The sequence below is a fragment of the Tepidiphilus thermophilus genome (assembly GCF_001418245.1).
GTDB lineage: Bacteria > Pseudomonadota > Gammaproteobacteria > Burkholderiales > Rhodocyclaceae > Tepidiphilus > Tepidiphilus succinatimandens.
This window is the reverse complement of sequence record NZ_LIPU01000023.1, coordinates 1-16,412: the sequence shown is the minus strand read 5'-3', so window position 1 is coordinate 16,412 and position 16,412 is coordinate 1. Positions and strand designations below refer to the sequence as shown.

Genomic DNA, 16,412 nt, shown 5'->3' with positions numbered 1-16,412 from the left:
GTGAAACGGCGCCGCGCCCATGATACTGGAGCTCCTGCCTCCGGGAAAGTCGGTCAGCGTCAGACGAACCCCTCAACAAAAACCCCCGCCGTAGGCTGATGGCGGGGGTTTTTGCGTCGACCCAGGCTCCCGGGGCTCGGCGTTTCTGCCCCCTCAAAGTTACGCAAAATACCCTCTTTGCCGCTGCTTTTCCTCCCTTGGGAAGTGCGAGGGCTGGTGTATAGTGATCCCGAGACGACGGGGGTGCGCCATGTCCAAAAAAATGACCATTGCGAAGCGCTTGGGCTGGGGGTTCGGCAGTCTGCTCGCCTTGATGGTGCTGATCACAGCAATCGGAATCCAGCGTGTGGCGTTCATGGACGAGACGCTCACCGCCGTGAACCGGGGGGCGACGCTGAAACAACGCTATGCCATCAACTTCCGCGGCAGCGTGCACGATCGCGCCATCGCCGTGCGCGATGCGGTGCTGGAGCACGATCTGACGGCGGCCAAGGCGCACGTGGCGGATATCGAGCGCCTGGCGGCTTTCTATGCCGACTCGGCGCAAAAGCTCGACCAGCTGATGGCGACGGATGCCACCGAAGAGGACAGACGGCTTCTGGCGCGCATCAAGGAGATCGAGCGACGGGCGGTGCCGGGGACGCAAAGGGTCATCGATCTGCGGTTGAGCGGTGACGTGGAGGCGGCGCGCACAATGTTGTTGCGCGAAGTCTCTCCCGCTTACACCGAATGGCTGGCTGCGATCAACGCCTTCATCGACCACCAGGAAAGCGTGATCCGGCACGATCTCGATGAGGTGCGTTCGGTGGCGGGCGGTTTCCGTAACCTGATGCTGCTGGTGACCGGCGTGGCGCTGGTGATCTCGGTGACGCTGGCCTCGATGACGATCCGCTCCATTCTCGCTACCCTGGGCGCGGAGCCCGATGAGGTGGCCGAGGCGATCCGGCGTCTGGCCGCTGGTGAGTTGGGGCAGCGCCTGAACACGCGCTATCCCGAGAGCGTCATGGGGGTGTTGCAGCAGACCCTGCTGCGGTTGCTCGAAACGATCAAGCAGGTGAATGCGGCGGCGTCCGATATCGCAGCTCAATCGGGGCGGCTGGAGGAGATCAGCCAGAGCAATCAGCGTCAGATACAGATCCAGTCGGCCGAGACCGAGAAAATGGCACGGGCGGTCGAGCGGATGGGAGGGAACGTCGATCAGGTGGCGACGTTCGCTCAACAGGCGGCCGAGGCGGCGGTGGAAACCGACAAGCAGGTGGAGAGCGGCAACGAGGTGGTGCAGAAGACGGCCGAGGCGATGAACCATCTCGGTGAGACGCTCGAGGAGGTGGCGGCGACGGTGAGCGAGGTCTCGAAAGACAGCGCGAACATCGAGAAGATCACCGCGGTGATCGATGAGGTCGCCCAGCAGACGAATCTGCTGGCGCTCAACGCCGCCATCGAAGCAGCCCGAGCCGGGGAGTATGGCCGGGGCTTTGCCGTGGTGGCCGATGAGGTGCGTTCCTTGGCCGTGCGCACCCAGGATTCGACGCGTGAAATTCAGGAGATGATCGCCAGGCTGCAGCACGGTACGGTCCGGGCGGTGCAGGTGATGGAGACGAGCCGCGAGGTGGCACGCACGACTTTGGAGTATAGTCGCGAAGCGCAGAAGGCATTGGCGAACATTCGCAGCGAGGCGGGGGAGGTCCGTACCCTCAATGGTCGCATTGCCGAAGCGGTAGAGGCGCTGCGCCAGGCGGCTGAGGAGCTGGAGCGTAACATTGGGGCGATCCAATCTTCGACCAAGCAAACGGCGGCGAGCTCCGACGAATTGGCCGGGGCGAGCCGCACGCTCGCTGCTCTGGCGGAGAATCTGAAGAAACTGGTGCAGTTTTTCCGGTGGTGACGGTGAACGTCGATATCCTGATTCATGGTGGCGGTTTGGCGGGGCTGGCGTGTGCGGCGGCGCTACGCGATTCTCCCTGGAAAGTGGGGCTGATCGAGCCTCAGCCGCAGCGAGGGCATGAGGGGCAGTGGGATGCCCGCGTCTATGCCTATACGCCGGCGGCCGTGGCGCTGCTGGAGCGGCTCGACGTGTGGCCGCGCCTGGATCCAGAGCGCTGGTGCGCGGTCGATCGCATGGAGGTGTTTGGCGATGCAGGCGGGATGCTGTCCTTTTCCGCCTACGAGGCGGGGTTGAGCCGGCTCGCCGTGATCGCCGAGCAGTCGCTGGTGCGCGATGCCTTGTGGGAGGCGGTGCGGCGGCAGCGCAATCTCACGCTGCTCACCGGCGAAGGCAAGGCGGGGCAGGCGCTGGTGAGTGAGGAGGGCACGCTCACGGTGGTGTGCCGCGATGGCTCGCGCGTGCGCACGCGGCTGCTCGTGGGCGCCGACGGGCGGCAGTCGTGGGTGCGCATGCAGGCCGGGCTTCCGGCGCGGGTGGTGCCTTACCATCAGCAAGGGATCGTGGCCAATTTCGCGGTGCAGCGGCCGCATCGGCATGTGGCGCGGCAGTGGTTTCGCGACGACGGCGTGCTTGCTTTTCTCCCTCTGCCGGGGGAGCGGGTGTCGATCGTGTGGTCGGCGCCGCAGCCGCAGGCGGAAGCATTGCTCGCACTCGACGAGGCGGCCTTCGCGCGCCGCGTGGAAGCGGCGAGCGGCGGCATACTCGGGGCGATGACGACGATCACGCCGCGGCAGGCTTTTCCGCTTTCTTTGCTGCGCTGCCCGCAGGTGGTGCGCCCGCGCGTGGCGCTCATCGGCGATGCGGCGCACGGCATCCACCCGCTTTCGGGGCACGGGATCAACCTGGGATTCAACGACGTGGCGGTGCTCGGCGAGGTGCTCCGCGCTCTGCCGCCCGAGGCCGATCCCGGCGCCTTGCCGGTGCTGTCGCGCTATGCTAGGCGGCGGGCCGAGGAGCCTTGGCTGATGCAGACGGCCACCGACGCGCTGGCGCGGCTTTTTGCGCTGCAGCCGGTGCCGCTGCGGCAGTTGCGTAACGTCGGGATGCGGTTGGTCGATCGGCTGCCGTTCGTCAAGGAGGCGCTGGTGCGCTATGCCGCGTTCGGGGATTTTTTCGTGCAGGAGAACGAGTGATGGGGTGGTGGAAAAAAACGCTGGTGGCGCTGGCGGTGGCCTTGGGTTTGGCGACGGCCGCGTTTGCCGGTGAAAAGGAAGTGAAAGCGAAGGTGGAGGCGTTTTTGGGAGCGCCGGCGGTAAGTTCGGTGCGCACCGTACCTTACGGCGGTCTCTACGAGGTGGTGCTGACGACGGGCGAGGTGGTCTATACCGACGAGAAGGTGTCCTACATTCTCACGGGCTCGATCATCGATACGGCCAAGCGGGAAGACATCACGGCCAAGCGCATGGATGAGCTTGCGCGCATCGACTTTTCCGCCTTGCCGCTCGATCGGGCGATCAAGCTCGTGCGCGGCAAGGGCACGCGGGTACTGGCCACGTTCGAGGATCCGAACTGTACGTTCTGCAAGAAGCTCGCCAAGGAGCTGCAGACGATCGACGACGTGACGATCTACGTCTTCCTTTATCCCATTCTGGGGCCGGATTCGGTAGAGAAGGCGAAGCGCATCTGGTGCGCGCCGGATCGGGCCCAGACGTGGGTCGCCTGGATGATCGAAGGCAAACCGGTTCCGGAGACGGCTTCCTGCGACACGAAGGCGATCGAACAGAACGTGGCGCTCGGTGAAAAGCTGCGGATCTCCGGGACGCCGACGATCTTCCTCGCCTCGGGGGACCGGCTGGGCGGCTACCTGCCGGCAGCCAAGCTCGAAGAGCGCTTGAATCGGGTGCGGTAAACCGCGAACGCGCCTTCTTTTATGGCTGTCGTGTGCCCGAAAGGCAGGTGAGCGGTAGCCCTCCTCCGGCTGGCTCGGCGACATAAGGCGCCCGGGCACTCGCCCAGACGAGGAGGGCGAGGGCGCCGAGCGTGAGGAGCGCGTGCCGGCGCTGCCAGCGCGCATCGGGGAGGATTCTGCGTGCCGCGGCGCGCACGAGGCGCCAGCCGGCCACGGCGATGGCGGCGAGCGCGAGGCCGATGAGGCGGGCGCCGGTCGCATCGATCCACCAGCCGCAGCCGGAATCGCTTTGTTCTGGAAGGTAGAAAGCGGGTGCGGCCCACAAGAGCCAGAGGCCGGTGAGGGCGCAGAAGACGATGGCGAAGGCGAGGAAGGCGCGCATGCGCCCGTGCCCTTTCAGTCGGATTCGTCGAAGAGCGTGCCCAGCGCCGTTTCGGGGCGCGGTGGCGCCTTGAGGCCGAGGTGGGCGTAGACGGCGGGCGTAGCAATGCGTCCGCGCGGGGTGCGCTGCAGGTAACCCTGCTGGATGAGGTAGGGTTCGAGCACGTCTTCGATGGTGTCGGCCGACTCGCCGATGGCCGCGGCGAGGTTGTCGAGCCCCACCGGGCCGCCGGCGAACTTCTCGATCACGGCCGAGAGGAGCTTGCGGTCCATCAGGTCGAGCCCCAGGGGGTCGACGTCAAGCAGGGCGAGTGCCCGGTCGGCGATCTCGGCGGTGATGGCGCCGGCGGCGCGCACCTCGGCGAAGTCGCGCACGCGGCGTAGCAGCCGGTTGGCGATGCGCGGCGTGCCGCGCGCGCGGCGGGCGATCTCGAGGGCGCCGGCCTCGTCGATGCGCACGTCCAGCAGCTGCGCCGAGCGGCGTACGATGTGGGCGAGATCCTCAGGGGCGTAGAATTCCAGCCGGGCGACGATGCCGAAGCGGTCGCGCAGCGGGTTGGTGAGCATGCCGGCGCGGGTGGTGGCGCCCACGAGGGTGAAGGGGGCGAGATCGAGCTTGATCGAACGCGCGGCCGGCCCTTCGCCGATCATGATGTCGATTTGATAATCCTCCATCGCCGGATAGAGGATTTCCTCGATCACCGGTGAGAGCCGGTGGATCTCGTCGATGAAGAGCACGTCGTTGGGTTCGAGGTTGGTGAGGATTGCGGCGAGATCGCCGGGCCGTTCGAGCACCGGCCCGGAGGTCTGCTTGAGCCCCACGCCCATTTCGCCGGCGATGATGTGCGCGAGCGTCGTCTTGCCCAAACCGGGGGGGCCGAAGAGGAGGACGTGATCGAGGGCTTCGCCGCGGCGGCGCGCGGCCTGGATGAAGAGGTCGAGCTGCTCGCGCACCTTGGGCTGGCCGATGTACTCGGCCAGGCGCTTGGGGCGCAGCGCCCGCTCGAAGGCATCTTCGGGGCGCGCGGCCGGGCCGATGAGCCGCGCCTCGGCAGAAGAAGCGGCAAGGGCGTCGGTTTCGATGGCCATGGCGGCGTTGCCCCGGCGAACCCTTAGCCGGCCGCGACGGGGGTAGGTTCGACTTCCCGCGGCGGCAGGGCGATTTCGTGGTTCTTGCTGTAGCGGTAGTCGTTGAACACGTGCTCGGCGGTGAGCAGCTGGTAGCTGCCGTCAGGGAGCCGATGCGTCGTGTCTTTCAGCCGGTAGGTGTAGTGCCCGCAGGTCCAGCAGTCGAAGTTGCGCATGTGGGTGCACAGACAGGTCTTGTCCCACACGTGGATTGTCTTGGCGTGCGGGTTTTTCTCGACTTCGCGGTTGTAGGCGTCGATGTAGGCGCAGTGGCCGTTCGCGTCGAGCAGGTAGCCGAAGGCTTCGCAGTTGGGCCGGATGCCGGCACCGATGGCAGGGCTGGATTTCAGCATGCGCATAGGGTAGCCGGTGGGTGAGATGGTGTTGACCTCGATGTCTTCCTCGTTGGCCTTGAAGTATTCCTGCTTGACGCGATCGGGCAGGCCGCATTCCTTGGTGACGGTGAAGCGCGTGGCGACCTGGACGGCAGCGGCCCCCATCTCGAGGAATTCGACGGCATCCGTGCCGGTGAAGATGCCGCCGGCAGGGATGACGGGGATGGCGAGTTCTTCGCGTGCGAGGTATTGGAGTACTTCGGTGACGATGCTGCGCAGGTCGTAGCGCGCCCAGTCGAGGCCGAAGCCGAGGTGTCCGCCGGCAAGCGGCCCTTCCACCACCACGAAATCGGGTAGCCGCCGCGTACGCGCGCTCTTTTTGAGGAAGAGCTGCAAGGCGCGCACCGAGGAGACGATGATGCCGAGCTTGGCATCGCGAAAACGCGGGTGCTCTTCGATGAGGGCGAAGGAGCCCAGATGCAGCCCGGCCGAGAGGGTGATGCCGTCGATGCCGGCATCGAGCGCCGATTCCAGCCGCACCTTGAGCGTTTCCTTGGGCGCGGCCATCGTGAGCTTCTCCATGCAGTTGATGAAGATGAGCCCTGGGCCGCGCTTGCGTTCCATGGTGCGCAGCACGTGCATCTTCTGCGCTTCGGCCAGGAGCCCGAGGTCGAATTTCACCGCCGACTTGTCCAGGCTCTTGACGTTATATTTGTAGCGCTTGAGTTTTTCTTTGGTGTAGGCGGTGTCGTAGCGCCGGTCGGTGACGGTGGGCACCATGGCGTCCGAGATGTGCCCGATGCCGCCGAGGCGGGCGATCTCGAGGGCGAGGTCGGCGTTGGAGATGTCGACGCCCATCCCTCCGAGCATGATGGGGATCAGCTCGGGGCCGTGGCGGCCGAAACGGAAACGGAATTCATCGACACAGCGATCGGCAGCGGACATCATCGAACGAACGACCCTCTTGACTTCGGACAAACGGCGCTATTGTACGCGTTTTGACGGCAGGCACGGTACCTGACCGTCAAAACACGACGAAATGACATCATTGAGACCGCTTGCCAGGGCAGGAAGTTCAGCGCTGAATTTTTCCCCAAGTGTCTTTCAGCCCGACGGTGAGGTTGAATACCGGGGCTTCGGGCCGGTGGTCGTGGCGGTCGGTGACGAAATAGCCGTGCCGTTCGAATTGGAAGCGCGTCTCGGGGGGAACCTGCGCGGCCTGGGGTTCGACGAAAGCGCGGTAGCGGCGCAGCGACTCGGGGTTGAGGTCTTCGAGGAAGGAGCGCGGTGCGCCGTCCGGGCCCGGTTCGGTGCCGGGGCGGGGGTGGCGGAAGAGCCGGTCGTAGTGCCGGATCTCGGCTTCGATCGCGTGCGCGCACGACAGCCAGTGGCAGTTGCCCTTGGTCTTGTAGCGATCGGCGCCGGGTGTGCCGCTCTTGGAGTCGGGGAAATGGCGGGCGTGCACGCGCACCACGCGACCGGATTCGTCTTTGTCGCAACCGGTGCATTCGATGACGTAGCCGTAGCGCAGCCGTACCGTGGCCCCGGGCGTGAGGCGATGGAAACCTTTGACCGGCGTTTCCATGAAGTCGCCGCGCTCGATCCATAGATGCCGTGTGAATGGGATGCGCCGCTTGCCCCGTTCCGGATCGAGCGGGTGGTTGGGCGCTTCGCACCATTCGACGTGATCTTCGGGGAAGTCGTCGATCACCAGTTCCAGGGGGTCGAGCACGGCGATGCGCCGCTCGGCCGCTTCGTTGAGGTGATCGCGCATGGCTTGTTCGAGGACTTCGTAGCCGATCCAGCCGTCGGCCTTGCTCACGCCGATGCGCTCGCAGAAGAGGCGGAAGCCCTCGGGCGTGTAGCCGCGCCGACGTCCGCCGGCAAGCGTCGGCAGGCGCGGGTCGTCCCAGCCGTCTACGTGCCGTCCTTCGACGAGCTCGATGAGCTTGCGCTTGGAGAGCACCACGTATTCGAGGTTGAGGCGGGCGAACTCAATCTGGCGCGGCAGGGGACGGGAGAAGATGCCGGCCTCGGCGAGCGCTTCCAGCAGCCACTCGTAGAAGGGGCGCTGGTCCTCGAATTCGAGGGTGCACAGCGAATGCGTGATGCCTTCGATGGCGTCTTCGATGGGGTGGGCGTAGGTATAGGTGGGGTAGAGGCACCAGGCATTGCCCGTGCGGTAGTGGGAGACGTGCCGGATGCGGTAGAGGATGGGGTCGCGCAGGTTGAGGTTGGGGCTCACCATGTCGATCTTGGCGCGCAGCACGTGCGCCCCGTCGGGAAATTCCCCGGCGCGCATGCGACGGAAGAGCGCGAGGTTCTCCTCGATGCTGCGGTTGCGATAGGGGCTGTCCCGGCCGGGTTCGGTGAGCGTGCCGCGCAGCGCACGGATCTCTTCGGGCGGCAGCGAATCGACGTAGGCCAGCCCTCGCTCGATGAGCGCCTCGGCGCAGCGGTACATGGTCTCGAAGTAGTCGGAGGCGAAGTACAGGTGCTCGCCCCAGTCGTAGCCGAGCCAGCGCACCGCCTCCAGGATGGCTTCGACGTAGTCCATGCTCTCCGTGGTGGGGTTGGTGTCGTCGAAGCGCATGTGGCAGCGTCCGCCGTAGAGCCGGGCCAGACCGAAATTGAGCACGATGGACTTGGCGTGGCCGAAGTGCAGGTAGCCGTTGGGCTCGGGCGGGAAGCGCGTGACGACCTGGCGGTAGCGGCCGGCCGCGAGGTCTTCGTCGATGGCGTTCTTGATGAAGTGGGCAGGAGGGGCGAGGTCGCTCACGATATCGACTTCCGGGAATGCCGAAAACGCGATTCTAGCGCGACCGGGGCGTCGTGGCGCGTTGGGCGTCCCGCGGTGGCGGGAACCCGTCCGCTTTTTTCGCGGTCTTTGTCGAGATCCTTTTGCCCTTGGCCGCATTTTTGCGGCACAATCATCGATTTTTTCGAGTTTGTCCAACACTCTGCCCGTGCTCGTCGAATCTCCTGAATCTTTCCGCGAGGCAGGTCGCCTCGATTTGAGCCGCTGTCTGTCACAGGACCGCGGGCCGATCCTTGCGCTCGTCAAGCGCTTGCGCCGGGCCAAGGGCGAGGCGCGCGAGCGGCTCTCGGCGCAGCTCGCGCAGCGCCTGGAGCGCTCGCAGGCGGCGTGGGAGGCGCGCTTGGCGCGTCGTCCCCGGGCCGAGTGCGTGCCCGATCTGCCGGTGAGCGAGCGCGCCGCCGAGCTGGAGGCGGCGATCCGCGCGCACCGGGTGGTGATCGTCTGCGGGGAGACCGGTTCGGGCAAGACGACGCAGCTGCCCAAGATCTGCCTCGCCGCCGGGCGCGGCATCGCCGGGCAGATCGCCCATACCCAGCCGCGGCGCATCGCCGCGCGGGCCACGGCCGAGCGCATCGCCCAGGAACTGGGCTCGCCTCTGGGGCGGGACGTGGGCTACAAGGTGCGTTTCCACGACCGCACCTCGCCCGAGTCGTACGTCACCCTGATGACGGATGGCATTTTGCTGGCCGAGACGGCAAGCGATCCGTGGCTGTCGCGCTACGATACCATCATCATCGACGAGGCGCATGAGCGCAGCCTCAACATCGACTTCCTGCTCGGCTATCTGCATCGCCTGCTCGCGCGCCGCGAGGATCTCAAGGTGGTGATCACCTCGGCGACGATGGATGCCGAGCGCTTTGCGGCGCATTTCGCGCCGGTGGCGGGCGAAGTCCCCATTCTGGAGGTGAGCGGGCGGCTCTATCCCATCGAGATTCGCTACCGCCCGGTCGAGGCGATCGACGGGGAGGAACTCGCCGCGCTCGAAGGGGAGGAAGGGGATGGAAAGCGCACGGCGCGCGCTGCGGCCGAGGAGCGCGATCTCTTCGACGGGATCGTCGCCTGCGTCGAGGAAGCCTGGCGCGAGGGGCCGGGGGACATCCTCGTCTTCCTGCCCGGCGAGCGTGAAATTCGGGAAGCCAAGGAGGCGCTGGAGCGGCGGGCGACGGTGCGCGGCGAGTTCGAGATCCTGCCGCTCTTCGCGCGCCAGTCGGCGCAGGAGCAGGCGCGCGTCTTCCGGCGCGGAGCTCTGCCGCGGGTGATCTTGGCCACCAACGTGGCCGAGACTTCGCTCACCGTGCCGGGCATCCGCTATGTGATCGATACGGGGCTGGCGCGGGTCAAGCGCTATTCGCCGCGGCAGAAGGTCGAGCAGCTGCGGGTGGAGCGCATTTCGCAGGCGGCGGCGAACCAACGGGCCGGGCGCTGCGGCCGGGTGATGGACGGGGTGTGTTTCCGGCTCTACGCCGAAGAAGATTTTGCCGCGCGGGCGGCGCACACCGACCCCGAAATTCTGCGCTCGTCGCTTGCCGGTGTGATCCTACGCATGCAGGCGCTCGATCTGGGTGAGATCGAGGGGTTCCCTTTTCTCGATCCGCCGGCGCCGCGTGCGATCGAAGATGGCGTGCGCGAACTGGTGGAACTCTCCGCGCTCGATGCGACCACCCGCACGCTCACCGAAGTGGGGCGAACGCTCGCGGCGCTGCCGCTCGATCCCAAGATCGGGCGCCTGCTCGCGGCCGGGCGGCAGTACGGATGCCTGGCCGAGATGCTGGTGCTCGCGGCGGCGCTGTCGGTGCAGGATCCGCGCGAGCGCCCTGCCGAGCAGCTCGCCCAGGCCGACCAGAAGCATGCGCTCTTTCGCGGGCGCGAGCGCGAGGCGCAGTCGGAATTCTATTGGTACCTCAACCTGTGGCGAGCCTGGCGCGAGCTCGAGCGGCACGAGTCGACGAACAAGCAGCGGCAGTGGTGCCGGGCGCATTTCCTTTCCTGGCTGCGCATGCGCGAGTGGCGCGACGTGTGGACCCAGCTGCATGCGCTCGTCACCGAACACGGCTGGCGCGAGAACGAGCACCCGGCCGGCTACGAGGCGGTGCATAAGGCGCTCATCGCTGGCCTCGTGCGTCATGTCGGGCTGAAGCAGGAGGACGTGAGCGGGCCTCAGGCAGGCAGTTACCTCGGCGCCGGTGGTATCCGTTTCTGGATCCATCCTTCTTCGCCGCTTGCCAAGCGCGGGCCGAAGTGGGTGCTCGCCGCCGAACTGGTGGAGACGACGCGTCTCTACGCGCGCTGCGTTGCCCGCATCGAGCCGGCCTGGATCGAGGAAGTGGCGCCGCACCTCATCCGGCGTCAGCTGGAGGCGCCGCACTGGGCGAAGAGGGCGGGCGAAGTGCGCGCCTGGGAGCGGGGCACCCTTTTCGGCCTGCCGATCTATGCGCAACGCGCCGTGCCTTACCGCGACGTCGATCCCGCCCTGTGCCGCACGCTCTTCATCCGCGACGCGCTGGTGGCGGGCGAAGTGGAGCCGGCCCAGCTCGCGCGCATGAAGTTTCTGCAGCACAATCTGCGCCTGGTCGAGGAGATCGAGCGCCTGGAGCAGAAAACGCGCCGGCCCGACGTGCTGGTCGACACCGCCCTGATCGAAGCCTTCTACGACCATCTGATCCCGCAGGACGTGGTCGATCTGGCGAGTTTCGAATCCTGGCGCAAGCAGGCCGAGCGCGGTGCGCCCAAGCTGCTCTATCTCACGCGCGAGCAGTTGATGCGGCACGAGGCGGCCGGCGTCACCACCGAGCGTTTCCCTTCCGCTTTCGTGCTCTACGGCCAGCCGCTTGCGCTCGAATACAAGCACGATCCTGCGGCCAACGACGACGGGGTGACGCTGGTGGTGCCGCTTGCCTTGCTCAACCAGGTGTCGGCGGCGCGCTGCGAATGGCTGGTGCCGGGGCTCTTGGAAGACAAGGTGCTGCGTTTGCTGAAGACGCTGCCGCAGAAGCACCGCCATCGCCTGCAGCCGCTGCCGGAGCGGGCCAAAGAATTCTGCGCTGCGGTGGAAGCAGGCGAGATCGCTGCCGAGCGGCCACTGCTCGAAGCATTGGCCGAGTTCGTCGCAGCACGTACGCAGCTGCCTACGCCCGAGGCGGCGTTCCGTCCCGAAGTGTTGCCGCCTTATTGTTTCATGAACTTCCGCGTCGAGGGGCCCGACGGCCGCATCCTCGCGCAGGGGCGCTCGCTTGCCGAGTTGCGTGCGCGGCTGGGCGAGACGGTGCGCTCGCGTTTTGCCGAGCTGGGGGGTTTGCTGGCGGCCAAGGCGGGCGATGCCGGAACGAAAACCGCAGGGGAAGGGGAGCGCGCTGCTTCGTCCGTCCGCGGTGCAACGGGCCGTGGAGGCGAAGGAAAGGACGGTGCGGCGGCGAGGGCGATGCGTGCGCGCGAGGGGCGCAAAGCGCCGTCGTCTTCCGGCGAGGCGGGTGGCAACGGCAGGGACGGCGTATCCGCTGCCGGAGGGACGGGCGCGGGCGGTTCCGCCCCCACGCCGCTCGCGGACAAAGCGACCGGCTGGGACTTCGGTACTCTGCCGGAACTCGTCGAGGTAGAGATCGACGGCGTCACCGCCATCGGTTTTCCGGCGCTGGAGGACGTGGGCGATGGAGTGCGGCTGCGCGCCTGCGACACGGAGGAAGAGGCCGAGGCTCTGCACCGGCGCGGCGTGCTGCGCCTGCTGCGCTTCGCACTCAAGGAGTCGGTGCGCGCGATCGAACGCCATCCCGACTGGCGGGCGCTTGCCATCACGTGGATGCCCTATGGCAACGAGGCGGAGCTGCGCGAGGCGGTGATCGAGGCAAGCCTTGCGCGCGTCTGCCTCGAGGAAGAACTGCCGCGCGACGCACAGGCGTTTGCCGCGCGCGTGGCCGCGGGCAGGGAGCGCTTGGTGCTGGTAGCGCAGGAGCTCATGCGCCTGCTCGCGCAGTGGCTCGCCGAGCGCCGCGCGATCGAAAAACGCCTGGAGACGCTGCGTCGGGCGCACCCCGAGGCCGTCGCCGACGTCGAATCCCAGCTCGCGGCCCTCTTCCCGCCGCGTTTCCTGGCGACGATCCCTTGGGCGCGGCTGCAGCATTACGGGCGCTATCTCAAGGCGATCGGCGTGCGCCTCGACAAGCTGCAGAAAGATCCCGCCCGCGACCGGCAATGGCTGCAGTCCTGGCGCCAGGTGGCCTCCCCCTGGGAGCGGGCCTGGCGGGAGGCCAAAGGCCGGCCTTCGACCTTCCTCGAAGAATTCCGTTGGTTGCTCGAAGAGCTGCGCGTAGGGCTCTTCGCCCAGGAGCTGAAAACACCGGTGCCGGTGAGCGTCAAGCGGCTGGAGAAGATGTGGCAGGCGGGGGCGAGGTAGGGAGGGCGATGGATCGTTCGATTGAATACGGTTATACTAAACTTACGTTTGTATTGCAAAGGAAGCTCGATGAACGTCGAAGAAGCGATACTCAGCCGCAAGTCGGTACGCAAATTCCTTCCGACGCCGGTGGCGCGCGAGACGGTGGAAGAGATTCTCCGCGTGGCGCAGCGTGCGCCCAGCGGCAACAACATCCAGCCGTGGAACGTCTACGTCGTTGCGGGCGAGGCGCGCGATCGCCTGTGCCGCGACGTCTATGAGGCGGCGGAGAAAGAGCCCGAGCGGCATCAGGCAGAATACGATTACTACCCCAGCAACTGGTTCGAACCCTACGCCACGCGCCGGCGCGAATGCGGCTATGGTCTGTATTCGACGCTGGGGATCGACCGGCATGACAAGCCGGCACGCGAGCGGCAGATGCTGCGTAATTACCTCTTCTTCGATGCACCGGTCGGCATGTTCATCACCCTCGACCGGCGTTTGAGCACCGGCAGCTACATGGACACCGGCATGTTCATCCAGAACGTGATGCTGGTGGCACGCGCCCACGGCCTGCACACCTGCGCCCAAGCGGCGTTTGCCTGGTTTCACGACATCATCCGGCGCCACTTGCCCATCCCCGAGCCGGAGATCGTGCTGTGCGGCATCGCGCTTGGCCATGAAGATCCGGACGCACCGGAAAATGCCTTCATCACCGACCGCGCTCCGCTCGAAGAATTCGCGCATTTCTATGGTTTTTGATTCGAGGAGACGACGATGGTGCAGGATTACAAATGGCGGTGATGTTTCGCCGTCGCCCTCCCGAGGGTGAGGTTCGCGCCTGAGTTGCTCAGGCCTCGGCCTGGACGCCAGGAGCGCCTTCGGGTATCGTCTTGGCCAGCCTGGCGTATACTCGGCATTGGCGCTTTCCCCGATCGAGGAGTCCGCCCGTGGTCCGTTTCCGGCCTTGCCGTTCGTTTTTGCCCCTTTTCCTGTTCGTGCTGCTCTGCTTCGCTTCGTTCGCGCCGTGGGCCTCACGCTCGGCGCTGGCCGCCGAAGCGACGGCTGCCGAGGACAAGGCGCTCTATGCCCAACTGGCTGCCGCTCTCGAGGATCCTGCTGCCCGCGACGCGATGATCCGGGAATTGCGGCGCCTGGCCGAACAAGGACGGGGCGGCGAGACCGTGCCTCCCGTCGAGCAAAGCGCGGCGCAGCGGCTGGCGCACGCCACGCAGCGCTTCGTTCAAGACGCCTTGGGTGAATTCGAATCCGCTTTCACTGCGCTCAGAACGTTCGATTGGGCTGGGGGCGGCGACCCGGGATGGAGGGCCATCGGGGCGGCGGTGCTCGATCTGACCTTCGTCGTTGCTGTGACGGTTCTGGTGCTCGTGCTGGGGCGGCGCATGCTGCGTGCGCTCTTCGTGCGGCTCGATGCCTGGTCGTGCGTGCCCGGGACCATGCCGCAGGCGCTGCGGCGTACGCTGGCCGTATTCGCCGCCGTTGCGCTCGATCTGCTGGCGGTGCTCGCGGCCTGGGTGTCGGGATATCTGGCGGCGGTGTTCTTCTTCGGGGAGCCCGGCTCGCTCGCACCGCGCCATACGCTGTATCTCAATGCATTCGTGCTGGTCGAGGCAGTGAAAGTACTGCTGCGGGCGCTTTTCGCTCCGGGCAATGCCAGCCTGCGCTTGCTGCCCATGCCCGAGGAGCGCGCGGCGTATTGGAGCGCGCGTTCGATGCGGCTGGCGAGTTTTCTCGGCTACGGGCTTTTGTTCGTCGTGCCGCTCGTGGAGGCCGGCATCTCCCCGGCGCTGGGGCGGGTCCTGGCGCTGGCGGTGATGCTGGCCACCTTCGTCTTCGCTGTGTCCCTGATCGTGCGCAATCGCGCCCAGGTGCGGCGTGCGCTCGAGGCTGCGGCCGGACGCAGCAAGAGCAGCTATGTCCGCTTCACCTGGAACCTGCTCGCGCGCAGCTGGCACCTGCTGACCATCGTCTATTGTGCAGCGCTCCTCATGGTGGCTTTGGCGCGGCCGCAAGATGCTCTGCCGTTCATGATGCGCGCCACGGTGACCTCGCTCGTGGCGCTTCTGTTGGGGGTGCTCGTCTCGGCCACCCTGACACAGCTGCTGTCGCGGCGCATCCGTCTGCCCGATGAGATGCAGCGCAAGTTCCCCTTATTGGAGAACCGCCTCAATGCCTACGTGCCGTTGGGTTTGCGCTTCATGCGCCTACTCATCGCGCTCATTGTCTTTGCCGCTTTTCTCCATGTCTGGGGCGTCTTCGATCTGAAGGCCTGGCTTGCCTCGCCAGCTGGCACCGCCACGCTGAGCACGCTGCTGTCGGTGCTGCTGGTGCTGGTGCTCGCCGTCGGTGCGTGGCTCGTCTTCGCCAGTTGGGTGGAATATCGCCTCACGCTGTCTGCCGAACGCGGTCAACCGGGGGCGCGCGAGAAGACCCTGCTCAGCCTCATTCGCAACGCAGTGGCTGTCGTGCTCGTGGTGATGACCGTTATGATCGTGCTCTCGCAGCTGGGCATACAAATCGGGCCGCTACTGGCCGGCGCCGGCGTACTCGGCCTGGCGGTCGGTTTCGGGGCGCAGAAACTAGTGGAGGACGTGATCAACGGGCTCTTCATTCAGATCGAGAACGTGATGAGCGTGGGTGATACCGTCACCGTGGCTGGAATCACGGGCCGAACGCTTGACCATCCGCTCTGTGGGCATCCGCGACACGGCGGGCACCTACCACATGTTGCCCTTTTCCCAGGTGCAGCGCGTTTCCAATTACATGCGCGGATTCGCTTACCATGTCGGCGTCTATGGGGTGGCGTACCGCGAGGACGTCGACGAGGTGACCGAGGTGTTGCGACAGGCTTTCGCCGAATTGCTCGCCGATGAGGCCATGCGCCGCAACGTCCTCTCCGAGGAACTCATGGTCGACGGCGTGACCGAGCTTGCCGACAGCGCCGTCAATATCCGCGTGCGGATCAAGACGCTGCCCGGGGCGCAATGGGCGGTGGGACGCGCTTTCAACACACTGGTGAAGAAACACTTCGATGCAGCGGGTATCGAGATGCCTTTTCCTCATCTCACAGTGTATTTCGGCCAGGACAAGGACGGTAGCGCCCCGCCGGTGCGTGTGGTGCTGCAGGGGGAGCAAGGAATCGGCCAGGAAGAGGGAGCGGGGCCCTCGGGCCAGATTTCCGTCGCAAGCGAGCGCACCCAAGTGCCGCAGGGCGCTGTTGTCAACAAATAGAACTGTCCGGTTTCGTAGCACATAAACTGTCCGCTTTTCCGGGCCGGGGAGGGAAGGCGTGAAGGGCGTAGCCCGGAGCGCCTTCCCTCCCCGGCAGGCGCCGCGGCGGACCTACGCGACAACCTGCAGTTCGGGGGTTTGCAGCTGACCGTCAGCCGTGTAGCGCGCGAGCCTTCTCGGGCCATGGAAGATCGCCAGCCGCCCGTCCAGGTAGCGATGCACCCGTACCTTGACCTTCACGTAGTGCATGCGATAGCGATCCGGCGGGATTTGCAACTTCAGCCCCTCGAAAGCGACACAATTGTCCTTGCCCACCACCCGCTCGTACTGCTCGCACA

12 protein-coding genes are annotated in these 16,412 nt (G+C 66.2%); 7 read left to right on the top strand and 5 right to left on the bottom strand.

What is annotated here, in order from left to right:
* The first annotated feature begins 250 nt into the window (after nucleotides 1–250).
* The 3 genes from ASC37_RS10805 to ASC37_RS10795 are packed head-to-tail and all read left to right on the top strand — an operon-like array spanning nucleotide 251 to nucleotide 3,794.
* Nucleotides 251–1,885: a methyl-accepting chemotaxis protein gene (locus tag ASC37_RS10805; RefSeq protein WP_176697477.1), complete on the top strand. Its 1,635-nt coding sequence runs from the start codon at nucleotides 251–253 to the stop codon at nucleotides 1,883–1,885.
* Nucleotides 1,886–1,887: 2 nt separating this feature from the next.
* Nucleotides 1,888–3,078 carry a UbiH/UbiF family hydroxylase gene (locus ASC37_RS10800; protein WP_055424377.1) on the top strand — a complete coding sequence of 397 codons (1,191 nt, stop codon included), beginning with the start codon at nucleotides 1,888–1,890 and terminating at the stop codon, nucleotides 3,076–3,078.
* Nucleotides 3,078–3,794: a DsbC family protein gene (locus tag ASC37_RS10795; protein ID WP_055424372.1), complete on the top strand. Its 717-nt coding sequence runs from the start codon at nucleotides 3,078–3,080 to the stop codon at nucleotides 3,792–3,794. The genes ASC37_RS10800 and ASC37_RS10795 overlap by 1 nt, the downstream gene beginning before the upstream one ends.
* Nucleotides 3,795–3,813: 19 nt before the next feature.
* On the opposite strand, the gene ASC37_RS10790 is transcribed toward ASC37_RS10795, so the two are convergent.
* From ASC37_RS10790 to ASC37_RS10775, 4 genes are all read right to left on the bottom strand, one after another.
* Nucleotides 3,814–4,176: a hypothetical protein gene (locus ASC37_RS10790; protein WP_055424371.1), complete on the bottom strand. Its 363-nt coding sequence runs from the start codon at nucleotides 4,174–4,176 to the stop codon at nucleotides 3,814–3,816.
* 14 nt (nucleotides 4,177–4,190) lie between these two features.
* Nucleotides 4,191–5,264 (bottom strand): Holliday junction branch migration DNA helicase RuvB, encoded by a 1,074-nt coding sequence (gene ruvB / locus ASC37_RS10785; protein WP_055424370.1) that lies wholly within the window; start codon nucleotides 5,262–5,264, stop codon nucleotides 4,191–4,193.
* Nucleotides 5,265–5,287: 23 nt separating this feature from the next.
* Nucleotides 5,288–6,586: a nitronate monooxygenase gene (locus tag ASC37_RS10780; RefSeq protein WP_198289093.1), complete on the bottom strand. Its 1,299-nt coding sequence runs from the start codon at nucleotides 6,584–6,586 to the stop codon at nucleotides 5,288–5,290.
* A gap of 127 nt (nucleotides 6,587–6,713) precedes the next feature.
* A complete protein-coding gene (locus tag ASC37_RS10775) occupies nucleotides 6,714–8,417 on the bottom strand; it encodes a glutamine--tRNA ligase/YqeY domain fusion protein (RefSeq protein WP_198289092.1) in 1,704 nt (567 codons plus the stop codon).
* A 169-nt stretch (nucleotides 8,418–8,586) separates the two neighbouring features.
* Here ASC37_RS10775 and hrpA point away from each other — a divergent pair, with 169 nt between their 5' ends.
* The 4 genes from hrpA (at nucleotide 8,587) to ASC37_RS11855 (ending at nucleotide 16,074) form a co-directional block, all read left to right on the top strand.
* The gene (gene hrpA, locus ASC37_RS10770; RefSeq protein WP_198289091.1) at nucleotides 8,587–12,843 is read left to right on the top strand and encodes an ATP-dependent RNA helicase HrpA; all 4,257 of its coding nucleotides are present in this window, start codon (nucleotides 8,587–8,589) and stop codon (nucleotides 12,841–12,843) included.
* Nucleotides 12,844–12,912: 69 nt separating this feature from the next.
* Nucleotides 12,913–13,584 carry a nitroreductase gene (locus ASC37_RS10765; RefSeq protein ID WP_055424369.1) on the top strand — a complete coding sequence of 224 codons (672 nt, stop codon included), beginning with the start codon at nucleotides 12,913–12,915 and terminating at the stop codon, nucleotides 13,582–13,584.
* A gap of 188 nt (nucleotides 13,585–13,772) precedes the next feature.
* Nucleotides 13,773–15,716 carry a mechanosensitive ion channel domain-containing protein gene (locus ASC37_RS11860; protein WP_055424368.1) on the top strand — a complete coding sequence of 648 codons (1,944 nt, stop codon included), beginning with the start codon at nucleotides 13,773–13,775 and terminating at the stop codon, nucleotides 15,714–15,716.
* Nucleotides 15,670–16,074 (top strand): mechanosensitive ion channel family protein, encoded by a 405-nt coding sequence (locus ASC37_RS11855; protein WP_176697476.1) that lies wholly within the window; start codon nucleotides 15,670–15,672, stop codon nucleotides 16,072–16,074. The genes ASC37_RS11860 and ASC37_RS11855 overlap by 47 nt, the downstream gene beginning before the upstream one ends.
* 111 nt (nucleotides 16,075–16,185) lie before the next feature.
* On the opposite strand, the gene ASC37_RS10750 is transcribed toward ASC37_RS11855, so the two are convergent.
* On the bottom strand, nucleotides 16,186–16,412 hold a 227-nt coding region (locus tag ASC37_RS10750; protein WP_072248003.1), incomplete at its 5' end, for a hypothetical protein.

Bases quoted from the DNA above. Each gene is read 5' to 3' on its own strand.
- ASC37_RS10805 (WP_176697477.1), top strand. From the start codon at position 251: ATGTCCAAAAAAATGACCATTGCGAAGCGCTTGGGCTGGGGGTTCGGC.
- ASC37_RS10795 (WP_055424372.1), top strand. From the start codon at position 3,078: ATGGGGTGGTGGAAAAAAACGCTGGTGGCGCTGGCGGTGGCCTTGGGT.
- ASC37_RS10790 (WP_055424371.1), bottom strand. From the start codon at position 4,176: ATGCGCGCCTTCCTCGCCTTCGCCATCGTCTTCTGCGCCCTCACCGGC.
- ruvB (WP_055424370.1), bottom strand. From the start codon at position 5,264: ATGGCCATCGAAACCGACGCCCTTGCCGCTTCTTCTGCCGAGGCGCGG.
- ASC37_RS10780 (WP_198289093.1), bottom strand. From the start codon at position 6,586: ATGATGTCCGCTGCCGATCGCTGTGTCGATGAATTCCGTTTCCGTTTC.
- ASC37_RS10765 (WP_055424369.1), top strand. From the start codon at position 12,913: ATGAACGTCGAAGAAGCGATACTCAGCCGCAAGTCGGTACGCAAATTC.